This window comes from Roseibium sediminicola, from assembly GCF_023156505.1.
Lineage (GTDB): Bacteria > Pseudomonadota > Alphaproteobacteria > Rhizobiales > Stappiaceae > Roseibium > Roseibium sediminicola.
Genome location: NZ_JALNMJ010000013.1, coordinates 140,259 through 154,644 on the forward strand (window position 1 = coordinate 140,259; position 14,386 = coordinate 154,644).

Consider the following 14,386-nt stretch of genomic DNA (forward strand, 5'->3'; position numbering starts at 1 on the left):
ACCACCATGTCCATGCTGATCCGCATCAGTCTTGTTCTTCTGCTGAGCCTTTTCGCGGCGCTGCCTGCCGCCGCCCAGACCGCGACGACCGCGGACCAGGAGTCGCGCGTTGCCTCGCCGACCTCCTTCCTGGAGGCCTGCGCGGAAAAGATCGAAAGCCGCGGCCGCCTGCGCTTCTGCGACACCTACTTTCGCGACAAGCTCGGCACCGAAGCCGATGCGCTGTTGTACCTGCGCGACCGGATCACGCGGCTGCGCGCCGGTCATGAGGCAAGCTCCGCGGAAAAGTATCAAAGCTTTCTGCAGGCGATCTATATCGTTGCTTTCCTGACCATCGCCTCGATCGTACTGATCGCCAGCGACCGGCGCATCGGCGGCACCGCCAAATGGGCCGGCCTGACCTCAACGGCGGCGCTTCTGGTGATGGTCGTCATCGTCGCCATGGGCTGGCTCGGCAAATACCGGGCGGAATATTCCGCTCAGGTCGAGCTTGGCATCCTGCGCGACCGGATCGAGACCGAAGCGGCCCAGGCGATCGCAACCAAACAGCAGATCACGCCGGAAATCGTGCGCGGCTGGACCAAGGACTTTTCCGAGATCGGCCGGCGCTTTGCCGAAAACTACGGTGCCGCGACGGTCCTGCCCGAAGTCGACCGTTTCAACAACTGATCCGCCATTCCTCCCGTTTCGCAGCCCGCGTGCGCTGCTTGAGATTTGAAGAGACAACATTATGAAATTCACCCTTTCCTGGCTCAAGGAACATCTTGAGACCGATGCCAGCCTGGATGAGATCGTCGAACGTCTCACCATGATCGGCCTGGAAGTCGAGGAAGTCACCAACAAGGCCGACCGGCTGAAGAGTTTCCGGATCGCGAAGGTTCTGGAAGCCGAGCAGCACCCGAATGCGGACCGGCTGCGTGTCCTGAAAGTCGACACCGGCGAAGGCGACCCGATCCAGATCGTCTGCGGCGCCCCCAATGCCCGCGCCGGCCTCGTCGGCGTGCTGGGCAAGCCGGGCGACTATATTCCCGGCCTCGATGTGACCCTGTCTGTCGGCAAGATCCGCGACGTGGAAAGCTTCGGCATGATGTGCTCGGAGCGCGAGCTGGAACTTTCGGAAGAACATGACGGCATCATCGACCTGCCCGAGGACGCACCTGTCGGCATGACCTATGCCGAATGGGCCGGCCTTGACGAACCGGTGATCGAGATCGGTCTGACGCCCAACCGCCCGGACTGCACCGGTGTCTACGGCATTGCCCGCGACCTGGCGGCCGCCGGCCTCGGCAAGCTGAAGGAACGCAGCCACGAACAGATCCGCGGCAGTTACCCCTGCCCGGTGTCCGTCACGCTCGATTTCGGCGACACCAAGCCGATGTGCAAGGCTTTCGGTCTGCGTCTGGTCAAGAGCGTCAAGAACGGCCCGTCGCCGAAATGGCTACAGGACCGCCTGACCGCCATCGGCCTCCGCCCGATCAACATCCTGGTGGACATCACCAACTACATGACCTTCGACCAGGGCCGGCCGCTGCACGTCTTCGATGCCGACAAGGTCCATGGCAATCTGGTGGTCCGCAGGGGCAAGGCCGGCGAGAAGATCGACGGCCTTAACGGCAAGTCCTACGACATCGATGACACGGTCTGCGTGATTTCCGACGACAACGGCGTGGAAAGCCTCGGCGGCATCCTGGGCGGCGAACCGTCCGGCTGTACCGAGGACACGGTCAATGTGCTGATCGAATCCGCGCTCTGGGACGAGGACGGCATTGCCGCCACCGGCCGCAAGCTCGGCGTCAACACCGATGCCCGCTACCGGTTCGAGCGCGGTGTCGACCCGAACTACATGATGCCGGGACTGGAAGCGGCAACGCGCATGGTGCTGGACCTGTGCGGCGGCGAACCGTCCGAGGCGCTGCAGGCGGGCGAAATCCCGGACAGCAGCAACATCATCAATTTCCCCTATTCGGAAATCAAGCGCCTCAGCGGCGTCGACGTCACGCCGGCGGAAGCCAATGTCACGCTGAAGTCGCTCGGCTTCTGGGTGTCCGGCTCCGGCGATACGGTCAAGGTTGCCGCGCCGAGCTGGCGTCCGGATATTGAAGGCAAAGCGGATCTGGTCGAAGAGGTTGTGCGCATCCTCGGCCTCGACCGGGTGCCGTTCACGCCGCTGCCGCCCACCGGCTCCGTCGGCCAGAAGGTGCTGACCACGGGCCAGATCCGGCGCAGCAAGGCGCGCCGGGCGCTGGCCACGCGCGGTTTCAACGAGGCCGTGACCTGGTCGTTCATCGCCAAGGACCAGGCCGAGCTGTTCGGCGGCGGCAGCGCGGCCCTCGCCCTGGCCAACCCGATTTCCAGCGAGATGTCCGACATGCGCCCGAGCCTGCTGCCAGGCCTTCTGGCGGCCGCGCAGCGTAACGCCGACCGCGGCTATGGCGACGTCGCCCTGTTCGAGGTCGGTCAGGTGTTTGAGAACGATACGCCGGAGGGCCAGAAAATGGTCGCCGCGGGCGTGCGCCGCGGCACCGCCAAACTGGCGGGGGCCGGACGTCACTGGGCGGGCAGCTCCGCTGCCGTCGATGTGTATGACGCCAAGGCGGATGCCGAAGCGGCGCTTGCCGCCATCGGCGCGCCGGTCGAAAAGCTGCAGATCTACACCGATGCCCCGGCGACCTTCCATCCGGGCCGCTCCGGCTGTCTGAAGCTCGGACCGAAAAACACGCTGGCGGTGTTTGGCGAAATCCATCCGCGCACCTTGCAGGCCCTGGACATCGAAGGCCCGCTGGTCGGGTTCGAGATCTATCTCGACGCCCTGCCGCAGCCGAAGGGCAAGGGCGGCCGTTCCAAGGGTGCTCTCAATGTCAGCGACCTGATGCCGGTGCGGCGTGACTTTGCCTTTCTGATGGCCAAGGACGTCAGCGCGGAAACGCTGCTGAAAGCCGCCCGCGGCGCGGACAAGACCCTGATCGAGGAGGTCACCCTGTTCGATATCTATGAAGGCCAGGGCGTGCCGGAAGGCCAGAAGTCCGTCGCCGTCGACGTGCTGCTGCAGCCGCGTCAGAAGACCCTGACGGATGAGGAAATCGACGCGGTGGCCAAGAAGATCATCGCCAATGTCGAAAAGGCGACCGGCGGCTCGCTGAGAAGCTGAGGTCCGTCACGAATTCGAAACCGCACGGGTAAAACCGTGCGGTTTTTTTCATGCCTGGAGCTTGTCGCGTTCAATTGTTGCGCTGGCCGGTTTCCGCGCAAATCAGCACCGTGCAGCGCTTGTTGTCCTCGGTCTGCACGAATGTGTTGCGCACGGTCTGGCCGGTGAAACACTGGTTCCGGTTGGTGACATAGCGATCGAACTTGTGCGGGCCGGATTTCAGATTAATGGCGCCGAACCGGTTGATCAGGGCGTGCGTCTCTTCGCAGGTCAGGTTCGTGGTGTCCGGCTGCCGGCGTGTTTGTGCCTCCACAGCGGAAACAAGGGATAAGCAAATAAAAGAGAAGACAAAAAATCTACCGGCACAGCCCGCAATTAAAAGTTGCTTCATTGTGTTTTTCCCGCTAGCCGCAAGTTCTGTCCGGTGTTTTTCAGGTTATTTGATGTAGTAAATGGGCATGCCTGCCAGAAATAGGCAATCCCTATTTCATATTTGTGAAACGCCCTTCCATAACGGCGTTACACCAAGCTTCCGCCTCAAGAGGCTGCCGGAAAAACCTGAACAACCGATAAATTGTCTAAAGCAGATACCCGCTTCAAGCGCACAGAAACGCAACGGATGAAACGCGATGGCCGCGCCCTAGCGGCTGCCTCGATTCTGGTAACATCGATTGCCCACGGCGCATTCCGGATTGTCTTTGGTCGGCGCGAAATTCGCCCGCACCTGATTGCTCTGCGGCAGGCAGTAACTGGCGTTGGCAACAAATTTCTCGAATGTGGACGGTCCGGTCGTCATCACGATGCTGCCGCTCTTCTGGACCAGCTGCTGGGCTTCATTGCAGGTCAGCCTGCGGGTGTCCGGGCGGCCAGCCTGGGCGTGCGCCAGGGACGCGGTCAAAACCAGGCAAACCGCCGTGAGAGCCGCGCCCCTGATCCATTGCCGAATTGGAATCTTCGCCATGCTCTCCGCCATTCCGGCCCTCCCATAACAGCCGCCCGGCTCAGTCGTAGCGCCAGGGCTGAGGATTGACGCAGCGCCAGACCATGCAGCGGTTGTTGTCCCTGGTGGGCACATAGTCGCGCTGGGTGACCTCGCCATGCTGGCAGAAATTCCTGTTGGCCACATAACGGTCAAAGGTGTAACGGCCGGTGCTCAGCACCACGCCGCCGCGCTGCTGGATCAGCGACTGGACCTGACCGCAGGACATAGACGTCGTGTTCGGCCTCCCGGACTGCGCCCCCGCAAGGGTCGTGGCGGCCAGGAGTGAGCTTCCGGCCAGTGCGGTTATCGCCAGTTTTGTCAGCAGTTTGCTCATAGGAAATTCCCGAAATTAAAGCGCTCCAAATGAGATGGCGTTGCCCGTCGGGGTGTCAAGGTTTGGGCCTGCGGCCGCTTGACGCTTGCAGGCCTGGTTCAGTCCTCCATTTCGGCCCCCCCCCAGCTTCCGCAAGGCGCAGAATCGGATAGGGTCCGCACTTGCAGCAAAAGGAACCGGCGATGACCAGCGAAACAGGCCTCTTGATCGACACCGCCCGGTTGGGAGATGCCTATGCAGTCTGCGAAGAGGTGCGCCTCGACAGGCTCGCGCAGATCCTGGAAACCGTCCCGCATGTGATGGACATCCTGCGTGCGATCCAGGCCCTGGAGTTGCCAGATGCCTGGCTGGTCTCCGGCGGTATTTACCAGACCGTCTGGAACGTGCTGACCGGCCGGCCGCTCCTGCACGGCATCAAGGATTTCGACATCATCTATTTCGACGGCACGGATCTGTCCTATGAGGTGGAGGATGCCGTCATCAAGAGGGTGAATGCCTCCCTGCCCGACCTCGCCGATCTGCTGGAGACACGGAACCAGGCGCGGGTACATCTCTGGTACGAGCAGCGCTTCGGCCGGCCCTACCGGCCGCTGGACTGCGCCATGGACAGTCTCACCACCTATGCCTCCCGCACCCACGCGGTGGCGGCGCGGCTCGACAAGACCGGCAGGATCGCCGTGCATGCCCCTTTCGGCCTCGCCAACCTGTTCGGGATGCGGCTCGTGCCCAATTACGTGCAGCCGAATGAGCGAACCTATATCGAAAAGTCGGAGCGGATGAAGGTGCTCTGGCCGGAACTGTCGGTCGTGCCCTGGGGAGAGCGGGCGTAGTCAGCCTGGCCCTGCCGCCTTAGAGCATGCCAAGGTGAGCGATACTCGTTGAGGCCTCCGTCAACCACAGATAGTAATTTTTGCGGAAAATACTGATGCAAAATCCTAAAATTCTTTAAAAGGGAAAATATATTTGGGCAGATTTTTCCACAATCAAAATAACACATTTTGCTCGTCATTTTATTGCAATTAATCCCCTTTGTTTACTTTACTTGACCTCGGCACTCTCATTTAATGGGAGGCGCCGGATTCATACTTGAAGTGCACAATGGGACTGATGTTGAACAAGGCAGATCCAATATTCCCCAGACGGTTTGCGAAAGGCTTGACCCTTCGATTGGAAGCGGTCGCCGTCGCCTGCCTGATCCTGTTCGCTGCACCAGCTTTCACCCTGCCGGCGGCGGCTCAGGCAGAAACCGCGTTCCCGGACCTCACATTCCTGACCGAAGAGTGGAAACCGTACCACTATCTGGAAGACGGGGTGGTGAAGGGGCAAACGATCGATCTTCTGGTCGGCATCTTGCGCAAGGTCGGATCGACACAGGGCCGAGACGATGTCGTTGTTCTGCCCTGGGCCCGTGCCTACCGTCAGGCGCAGCAGGAACCAAACACGGTCCTGTTCTCGACCAGCCGCACCCCCGAACGGGAAAAGCTGTTCAAGTGGGCAGGACCGATCCTGAAGTTCGAATCCTATTTCATTGGCAAAAAAGAGAAAAACTTCAATATTCAGAAATCGGAAGACCTGCATCAATACAAGGTCGGTGTCGTCATCGACAGTGCCAGCGCCATCTTCGCCAAAAGGCACGGCATTCCGGAAGCAAACACCACATTCAACAGCGAAGGCATCCTCAATATCAGGATGCTGGATGCAGGCCGCATCGATTTCATCCCGATTCAGTGGGCGAATTTCGAAAGGCTTGCCACCCGGGCAGGTGTCGATCCCTCTGACTACGAACCGGTTTTTCTTGCGGATACCGTTCAGTTGAACTTTGCTTTCAACCTCGACACGCCAGACTGGGTCGTTGAACGGTTCCAGGCCGCTTTTGAGGAGCTCCTTGCTTCAAAGGCGGAGGCAGACAGTTCCGACAAGACCGGCAGCGAAGTCAACTAAACCGCAGTGCCGGGCTCTGGATTGCCGGCGCCCACCAAGCGCAAAGCCGAAGTCTCACACTGAAGGCGACGTATTTGCCATCGGTATCAACGTGTCGACATACCGGCCGAAATCCGAGTCCTGCAGCGCCCAGTTGCCGTCTATCTTGTGAATGATGTGTTTGCGGCCAAGGGTCCTGATCGCCCCGGAAACCCTCCCCGGTGAGATGGCGTCCTCGCCGGTGGCCTGGCCCAGCCGCTTGCGGGCAGCCATCGACGTCAGGGCTGTTTCACCCCGGACGATTTCGACAAGCACCGCCTGTGCCAGGGCATTCAATTCCGACCAGAGCACTGGAAAGCCCTGTCGCTCGGCAAGTTCCTCACGGATCCGGGTGGCGGCGGTCGCAAAATCATAATCCGGATTGAGCGCCATACGTTCCAGAACATTGCGCATCATGTAGGGAGAGCGGTCGACTTCTAGGAAAAAGGCCATTGCCGCTTCAAAGGCGACATCCCGGCTGGTTGCCGTCTTGTGGGCCTTCAGCATGTGGCGGACGAAGTCCTCCCCCAGCGCAGGCAGATCGATATTGCTGCCGAAGTGAAAAAACGGCGCCTGCCTGTTCGAAAACATCGCCCGCAATCCATCCACACTTGACCCCGTGAAGATGGTCCGCACCGTGTCCCGGCGTTTGTCGAGGCTGGTACGCAATGCGGCGACAAAGGCGCCGTGTTCCGGCGCGGCAAGACCCTGGACCTCATCCAGCATGAACAAGACCGGTGTCTTTTCGGTCGCGGGCAGGCCTCCGATCCTGTCGTCAAGCGTCAACAGCGGATCCTGCTGGACCTCCGGTTTCTGCGCACCGGAGAGATCGACCTCGCCGCCAATACCCATCGGCGCAATCCGGATCTTGGGTTTCATGCCGGTCAGCGCGGAGTGCGCCCGTTGCCAGAAACCCGGTTTTTCCGTCGCCCTTTCGATCGCGTGAATCAGCGTGTCGACAGGCGTGTCGGCGGTTTGCCAGAAACTGGCATAAACCACCGTGCAGTTCAGCCGTTCCGCCGCCGGCGCCAGGTCATGGATCAGAAACTGGGTCTTGCCGGTCCGGCGGGGCGCAAACAGGGTCAGCGCCGTCGATCCGCCGGAGACAAAGGACTGAATGACACGATCAGCAAATTCCGTGCGCGGATAGTGCCAGGGAGAGTTCGACATGGTTCGACACCTAGGTAGAAGTTCTACAAACTGGTAGATCAATGTCGAACATGGGGCAAGCTGAAAGACCCGCCCGCCGGCCAAGGACCTAGGATCATGACCCCAGAGAGCTTCAATCCAACGGTGACGCGCTCTAGCCTGCCTGCCGTTTGACCAGAAGTGTGTCGTCGCCCACTGTGTGGCCCGCCGCCCCTTGCCGGTTCGAAATCAGGCGCGCGCGTACCAGACCGCGCACCGAGTTGCCGACCAGGATCTCGTCCGCCGTCAAAAGATCGTCCTGTGTCAGATCCGCCTCGACGGCAAGACCGCGTTCCAGCAGACCCGACCGGAATGTGCCCGGCAGCAGGCCGTGCCGCAGCGCCGGGGTCAGCAACCGGCCGTCTTTTTTCAGGAACAGCGTCATGTAGCTGCCCTCTGTCAGGAATCCGTTCTCGTTTTCAAACAGCACCTCCTGGCAGCCCGTCTCCGCCTGATAGCGCATCCTGGTGTCATCGTAGAACGCCCGGTTGGTGGTCTTGTGATAAAGGAACCGGTCGCCGGAATGCGTTGTCTCGGACGCCATCACCAGATTGAAAACGGTCGTGCGGTCGACAGGACCCAGATCCGTCGCCGTTACGGAAACCTTGCCTTCGGCGTTCAACAGAAGCCGAACCCGCTGCGCGCCGGTAAAGGTGGCCGCCGCATTGCACAGCGCCGACCGGATGGCGTCCTCGTCAAAGGAGAACCCGAAGTAGTCCGCAGATTGCTGCAGGCGGCGCAGATGCCGGTCCAGCAGCAGATAGCCGTCCACCGGGTCGTGCGCCATCGTCTCGATCAGCTCGAATTCGGGCACTGCTTCGGAGAGGAATTTCAGCTTCAGCGCGCATTCGTCATATTCGGGCGCCGCGCCGCTGTCGAAGACGACGCCGGACCCGGCCCCGGCCTCGCCGCTGCCGTCCCTGCGCAGAACCAGCGTGCGGATGGCGACGTTGAAGCGGAAGTCGCCGCCGGGCGCAAGATAGCCTATCGAGCCGGTATAGACCCCGCGCGGACCGGTCTCCAGATCATGGGCGATCTGCATGGCGCTCAGTTTCGGCGCACCGGTGATTGAGCCGCAGGGAAAGAGATTTTCGATCACCGTGGCAAAGCCCTGATCGGCAGGAACCGTTGCCTCGACCGTCGACGTCATCTGGTGCAGGCTCTGATAGCGCTCGACCTCGCACAGGCTCGTGACTTGAACCGAGCCGGTCTCGGCTATGCGCGACAGGTCGTTGCGCATGAGGTCGACGATCATGATGTTTTCAGAGCGCTGTTTCGGATCGCTCGCCAGTTCGCGCGAGAGACGCCCGTCCTCGGACGGATAGCGGCCACGTGGCGCGGTGCCCTTCATCGGCCGGGTGGTCAGGCGCGTACCCCGCCGCTCCAGGAACAGCTCCGGAGACAGGGACAGCACCGTCCGGTCCTCCAGGCGCATAAAGGCGGCGAATTCGACCGGCTGGCGGCGCAGCAGATCCAGGAACAGGCGTTCCGGTGCCCCTTCATGGCCGAAGCGGGCCCGCATGGTCAGGTTGACCTGGTAAATGTCACCCTTGGCAAGGTGGTCGCGGACCTCGCCGAAGGCGGCATCATAGGCGCTTCGGTCCATGTCGAAGTCGAGAGGACCTGTTACGGCCACTCCGTCACCCGCAGCGTCCGACAGAAGAGCCCGGGCCGCATCGGGACTGAGCCGTTCCGGCGCGCCGTAAAGACCGAACCAGAGGAGCGGCTCTCCGGTTTCCCGGAAGCGCCGGCGCAGTTTTTCCTCAAAGGCGAAACCGAGCTCATAGGCGAGATAACCGGCGGCATAAAGCCCCTCGGCCTGCGCGGCTTCGAGGCGCGTGAGGCAGGCCGCCACGTCGTCCAGGCGCGTGCAGGTGACGATCTCCCTCGGCTTTTGAAACAGCAGCGCTTCGGGCTGTTTCAAAAGATCAAGGAGCAGGACCGATCCAGGCTGGAACACGCGCTCAGACATTGCCTTTGACAGTTTTCAGGTTCTGAAGGTCCGTATCATGCCCTGGACCGATCAGTTCGTGTGGCTTGTAAGGAGCGGCTCATGGCACTCATGCGACATCAGGTCAAGCCTGCAGCTTCAGTACACGTTATAGGTCACAAAAAGACCGGCCGTTTCCGGCCGGTCCTTCAGCATTCTGTGCGCGGGTTGTCAGGCGGCGACATCCTTCAGGAAGGCGTCGATCGCGCGGCGCATGTCCTGGGCTTCGTGTTCGAGCGTTTCGGTGGCCCCGGACATCTCGCCGACGGAGCGGTTGGTGCGCTCGACGGATTCGCGCACACCGCCGACATTGGCCGCGACACGGCCGGTGCCGTTGGCCGCCTCGGCGACATTGCGCGAGATCTCCTGGGTTGCCGCGCCCTGCTCACCAACTGCCGCGGCAATGGCGGCCGTGTAGCTGTTGACCTCATCCATGATGGCGGCGATCGCGCCGATCGATTCCACAGCCCCCTTGGTTTCGGCCTGGATCGCCGAAATCTGCGCGCCAATCTCTTCCGTTGCCTTGGAGGTCTGGGTCGCGAGTTCCTTGACCTCGGCGGCAACCACCGCGAAGCCACGGCCCGCCTCGCCGGCCCTTGCCGCCTCGATGGTAGCGTTCAGCGCCAAAAGATTGGTCTGTTCGGCAATCGCCTGGATCAGCGTCACAACTTCGCCGATCCGGTTGGCGGCCTCGGCCAGTCCGGCGACCTTCTGGTTGGACGTCTGGGCATTGGCGGTGGCCTGGTCGACAATCCCGGTCGTCTGTTCGACCTGGCGCGAAATCTCGGCAATCGACGAGGACAGCTCCTCGGCGGCCGAGGCCACCATCTGGACATTGGAGGAGGCGGTTTCGGAAGCTTCGGAAACCGAGGCCGCTTGTCCGGTGGTGTTTTCCGCGACCGAGCCCAGCTCCTCGGCGGCGCCGCGCATCTCGCGCACCTTCTGGCCGACGCTGTCCAGCTTGGCCGAAATCTCTGTCTGGAACGCTGCGATCCGATCGTTGACAATCTGCTGTTTCGCCAGCTTCTCTTCGTCCAGCTCGACCGTCTGGGCTTGAAGGCGCAGCGCCTCGCCGCGTGCCGCTTCCGCGTCCTTGCGGGCGCGGTCGGAGGTTGAGAAAGCCTGGGCGAGATTGTGGGTCATCCACCAAAGCGCGCCTACCTCGGCCACCACGATCACCGCGTGGAACACCACCCGGCTGAAATCCGCGCCATTCGGAAACACGGCCCAGGGCAGCGTGAAATTCAGGACCAGATGATGCACGGCGACCACGGCCGCGTAGCCGACCAGCGCGCGCCAGTCGACCCAGCCGGCCAGAATGGCCAGAACCGCAAAGAAATACATGTGCCCGTCGAGCTGGTAACTGGGTTGGCCCGCAGGCACGGACAAGGACGCGACGAAGAGCGCCACCAGGCCCGCCAGAGACATCGCCGTCGCCAGCCTTGTTTCAAGCCCCGCGCCGAATTTCAGCCAGGTTGCGGTTGCCGCGACACCGAGCAAAAGCGCCGCGCCGCACATGGCCACCAGCGACACGTGCCCCACCCAGAAGGCAGTTGCCATGACCAGGAAAACGTTGAACCAGGTGAAATGGATCACCATCCTGGAAAACTTCTCCCGGAACGCGTCCAATCCGGTTTCTTGCACTGCCACGTCAGTCATTTGCCTTCTCCAGCGAGGCACCGGTCCAGGCCGCGCAGGCTTGCGCGACAATGGCCGATGCAACAAATACCGCACCCGCACGATAGAGCCTGGCGATGAGATCCGGGTCGCTCTGATCGGTGACCGCGATCCAGGACAGCTTGCCGGCATGCACAATCCGGCCGTCCGCCTCGGCCACGATCTCGACCGCCGGCCCGCTCCAGGGGCTGGCGAAAACCGCAACCGGACCACCTTTACCGGACGGCAGCACGCTGGTCATCAGAACCAGCAGGCAGCAGGCCACGAAATAGGCCGAGCCGAAGATCTTTGCCGCACGGGTCACCGAATCAGTCCTCAACGCGGGTGCGCGTGAGGAACAGGGTCTCAAGCCGGATTTAACAAACACTGAAATGGCGGCCCTGCCTGAACAAAAAAACGGCCCTTGCGGCAGCTGCCGCAAAGGCCGGGCAGAAATCCAGGGTCAATGGGAACCGATGTCAGGCCTCCTGGTCGAGACCTGTCGGGCAGGAGACGCCGGTACCGCCGATACCGCAATAACCGGCCGGGTTCTTGGCCAGATATTGCTGATGGTAGTCCTCGGCAAAGAAGAATTCCTCCAGCTGACGGATTTCCGTCGTGATGGAGGCGTTGACGCCACCCGCCTTCAGCGCCTCCTGATAAGTCTTTCGGGAGGTCTCAGCGAGCGCAAGGTCTTCGGCGGATTTGACATAGACTGCCGACCGGTACTGCGTGCCGGTGTCGTTGCCCTGGCGCATGCCCTGGGTCGGGTCGTGGTTTTCCCAGAACACCTTCAGAAGGTCCGTCAGAGACACGATCACCGGATCATAGACCACCAGCACCGCCTCGGTATGACCGGTGCGGCCGGTGCAGGTTTCGTGATAGGTCGGGTTCGGCGTGTGGCCGCCCGCATAGCCGACCGCAGTGACATGAACGCCGGGCAGCTGCCAGAAAAGCCGCTCCGCGCCCCAGAAACAGCCCATACCGAAGAGAACGGTTTCCAGTCCGTCCGGATAAGGCCCGGTCAGGGGATTGCCGTTGACGAAATGGGTTTCCACCGGCCGGATCGCGTCAGCACGTCCTGGAAGCGCCTCTTCCTTGGCCGGAAGCGAGAATTTCTTGGTCAACATGGTCATGAACGACATGGCGGGCCTCCTTGAAAGACCGGGCGCAACCGTCAGTGCCGGCGCCGCCGCAGGTCGGACTTTGTCAGGCCCTAATGTGGCGCAGGCGCCCGGGCATTCCAAGGGGTTTCACGGGTCTGTGTTTTTTCAGGAACGCTCAGGCGTATTGCACCCGCCGCCGGCGGCGTTTTGCGCCGAGCCATAGCAGCAGCAGCCCCATCGGAGCCAGCACGGCCCAGACCGGCCATGCCAGGAGGGTCTCACCGAGACTGCCCCAGAGCGCCGGATGAACATGAGCCGTCAGATAGGCGCCGGCCGCCTCGAAACTTTGGGGAGACAGCTCCGACCAGATCTGTCCGAGCGGCGCCAGATGGACCTTTGAAAGCGCGATGGACGAGCTTGCATCGGAGATGCCGGCAATAATCGCCATGGCAAGAAAGCCGTAGCCCAGAACACGAAATAAAAATTTTACGACACTAAACATTGCTGCACGTCACGCCTTGTCTGTCTAATACTCGAAAAGCTCGCAGTCCTGTTGGCTGAAAAAGGATAGTGTCAGGATCTTGAGCATTCCTTTAGGGTAATAGCGCCTCGCCGGCCTTCAAGAATTGATATGCAACACATTCCTGTGACTTTTGCTGAACAGGACTTCAAAAATTTGGTTCGGCCGATATGCAATTCTGCCGGGATTTAAGCAGAAATCCACAGCGAACAGAAAGACTAAAAAAAATTCTTCAGGCGCTTGCGCTTGCCCGCGTCATGGGTATATTGCGCCCACTCCAGCGGGTGACGCTTGGAACGGACAGGTGGCCGAGTGGCTGAAGGCGCACGCCTGGAACGCGTGTATACGGGCAACCGTATCGAGGGTTCGAATCCCTCTCTGTCCGCCATTTTTCTTGATAAGCTATTGAGTTTTAGAAGTTTATTTACGATTTGTTCTCTCGGCCCATCACCTAGCCCATCAGTCGTAAGGTTTATTCACGGCCCTGGCGTTCAATCAAGGTTTTTCGCCGCAGGCTCTTGCACGACATCGCAGCAGGGCCTACCCAATATGTAACTCGGTTCATTCATGTCATCCGGGTTTATCACCAGCTTGCGCAGGACGTGCTCGCCAACCGAAACCGCTCGTTTACCCGAGCGCGACTTTGGAGGCTTGCATGTGCGCGGCACGGCAGACTGATCTCTTTCCAGCCATTGATCCTTCCATCCCGGAAGCGCCATCCGAACAGACAGCCGGAGCTTCCCGTCCGGCCCGGCCAGCCCCTGCTCGGCTGAAGACAAAATCAAGGCAATCCTGCGCGGCCCAGAGACGCAGCCCGAAACAGACTGGCTACCCTTCCCCCTGGATGACGGTTCAAGAAGTGGCCGCCTTCTTTGCCGTGAGTGTGCCCACCATTTGGCGGTGGAACAGAAACAATCCGGAGTTTCCGAAGGGCCATGAACTGTCCCCCGGAACGACCCGTTGGTATCGGGTGGAGATTGAAGAGTACTGCCTGAAGCTGCGGGGTGTGACCTCATGAGGGCGCCCACGACAGAAAAACCGGCAAGGCGGCAGACCCTCAAGAGCGCGCGGCTGGCGCGTGCCCACTGGCTCTATTCGATCGAAGACGTGATTGCACTCTATCTGGTTTCCAGGCAGACCGTCCGGAACTGGATGCGCTACGGATTGAAAGCCATTGAGGCTCAAAGGACCCTGTTTCTCGGGCAGGATCTGAACGAATTCCATGCCCGGCGGCGCAAGGAAGCCAAGGTGCCCTGCACCTTTGAGGAAATCTACTGCGTCTGCTGCAAGCAAAAGCACTCCTTTCTCATCGAACCCTTCACGGTCGGGCAAAAAGGCAAGCTCTTTACGCTTGTCTCCGTCCAATGCCCCGAGACTGGCGGCAGGACGACAAAGTTTGTCCGTGAGAGCGATCTGCGCCGATTGAGAGACCTGCAGAAACGCAATTGCAGCGCCCAGACTCCCGATTAGGGAATCTCTCTTCTCCACGCTGCAATTCATCGG

Annotated in this window: 14 protein-coding genes and 1 tRNA gene; 6 read left to right on the forward strand and 9 right to left on the reverse strand. The window is 61.0% G+C overall.

What is annotated here, in order from left to right:
- Positions 1 to 6 precede the first annotated feature (6 nt).
- Positions 7 to 669, forward strand: coding sequence for a phenylalanyl-tRNA synthetase subunit alpha (locus M0H32_RS18365; RefSeq protein ID WP_248156555.1), 663 nt, complete (start codon positions 7 to 9; stop codon positions 667 to 669).
- Between the two features lie 61 nt (positions 670 to 730).
- Positions 731 to 3,148 (forward strand): phenylalanine--tRNA ligase subunit beta, encoded by a 2,418-nt coding sequence (pheT, locus tag M0H32_RS18370; protein ID WP_248156557.1) that lies wholly within the window; start codon positions 731 to 733, stop codon positions 3,146 to 3,148.
- Between the two features lie 70 nt (positions 3,149 to 3,218).
- Here the strand turns inward: pheT and M0H32_RS18375 are convergent, their stop codons facing one another.
- The 3 genes from M0H32_RS18375 to M0H32_RS18385 form a co-directional block, all read right to left on the reverse strand.
- Positions 3,219 to 3,461, reverse strand: a complete 243-nt coding sequence (locus M0H32_RS18375; protein ID WP_248156559.1) for a hypothetical protein — start codon at positions 3,459 to 3,461, stop codon at positions 3,219 to 3,221.
- Between the two features lie 327 nt (positions 3,462 to 3,788).
- Positions 3,789 to 4,121 (reverse strand): hypothetical protein, encoded by a 333-nt coding sequence (locus M0H32_RS18380; protein WP_248156561.1) that lies wholly within the window; start codon positions 4,119 to 4,121, stop codon positions 3,789 to 3,791.
- A gap of 28 nt (positions 4,122 to 4,149) precedes the next feature.
- Positions 4,150 to 4,464 (reverse strand): hypothetical protein, encoded by a 315-nt coding sequence (locus tag M0H32_RS18385; RefSeq protein ID WP_248156563.1) that lies wholly within the window; start codon positions 4,462 to 4,464, stop codon positions 4,150 to 4,152.
- Positions 4,465 to 4,646: 182 nt separating this feature from the next.
- Between M0H32_RS18385 and M0H32_RS18390 the strand changes: the two genes are divergently transcribed.
- Entirely contained in the window at positions 4,647 to 5,294 is a 648-nt protein-coding gene (locus M0H32_RS18390; RefSeq protein WP_248156565.1) for a nucleotidyltransferase family protein, read from the forward strand.
- A 325-nt stretch (positions 5,295 to 5,619) separates the two neighbouring features.
- A complete protein-coding gene (locus M0H32_RS18395; protein WP_248156566.1) occupies positions 5,620 to 6,405 on the forward strand; it encodes a substrate-binding periplasmic protein in 786 nt (261 codons plus the stop codon).
- 54 nt (positions 6,406 to 6,459) lie between these two features.
- On the opposite strand, the gene M0H32_RS18400 is transcribed toward M0H32_RS18395, so the two are convergent.
- From M0H32_RS18400 to M0H32_RS18425, 6 genes are all read right to left on the reverse strand, one after another.
- Positions 6,460 to 7,593, reverse strand: a complete 1,134-nt coding sequence (locus M0H32_RS18400) for an ATP-binding protein (RefSeq protein WP_248156567.1) — start codon at positions 7,591 to 7,593, stop codon at positions 6,460 to 6,462.
- Between the two features lie 133 nt (positions 7,594 to 7,726).
- A complete protein-coding gene (gene pabB, locus M0H32_RS18405) occupies positions 7,727 to 9,583 on the reverse strand; it encodes an aminodeoxychorismate synthase component I (RefSeq protein WP_248156568.1) in 1,857 nt (618 codons plus the stop codon).
- Between the two features lie 189 nt (positions 9,584 to 9,772).
- Positions 9,773 to 11,260, reverse strand: a complete 1,488-nt coding sequence (locus M0H32_RS18410; RefSeq protein WP_248156569.1) for a methyl-accepting chemotaxis protein — start codon at positions 11,258 to 11,260, stop codon at positions 9,773 to 9,775.
- On the reverse strand, positions 11,253 to 11,582 hold the full coding sequence (locus tag M0H32_RS18415; protein WP_248156570.1) for a hypothetical protein: 330 nt from the start codon (positions 11,580 to 11,582) through the stop codon (positions 11,253 to 11,255). Before M0H32_RS18415 ends, M0H32_RS18410 begins: the two co-directional genes overlap by 8 nt.
- Before the next feature lie 154 nt (positions 11,583 to 11,736).
- A complete protein-coding gene (gene msrA, locus M0H32_RS18420; RefSeq protein WP_248156571.1) occupies positions 11,737 to 12,402 on the reverse strand; it encodes a peptide-methionine (S)-S-oxide reductase MsrA in 666 nt (221 codons plus the stop codon).
- A 136-nt stretch (positions 12,403 to 12,538) separates the two neighbouring features.
- Positions 12,539 to 12,811, reverse strand: a complete 273-nt coding sequence (locus M0H32_RS18425) for a hypothetical protein (protein WP_248156573.1) — start codon at positions 12,809 to 12,811, stop codon at positions 12,539 to 12,541.
- Between the two features lie 370 nt (positions 12,812 to 13,181).
- Here M0H32_RS18425 and M0H32_RS18430 point away from each other — a divergent pair.
- Positions 13,182 to 13,271, forward strand: a tRNA-Ser gene (locus M0H32_RS18430).
- A 626-nt stretch (positions 13,272 to 13,897) separates the two neighbouring features.
- Complete coding sequence (locus M0H32_RS18435; RefSeq protein ID WP_248156574.1) at positions 13,898 to 14,353, forward strand: hypothetical protein; 456 nt, start codon at positions 13,898 to 13,900, stop codon at positions 14,351 to 14,353.
- The last annotated feature ends 33 nt before the right edge of the window (positions 14,354 to 14,386 follow it).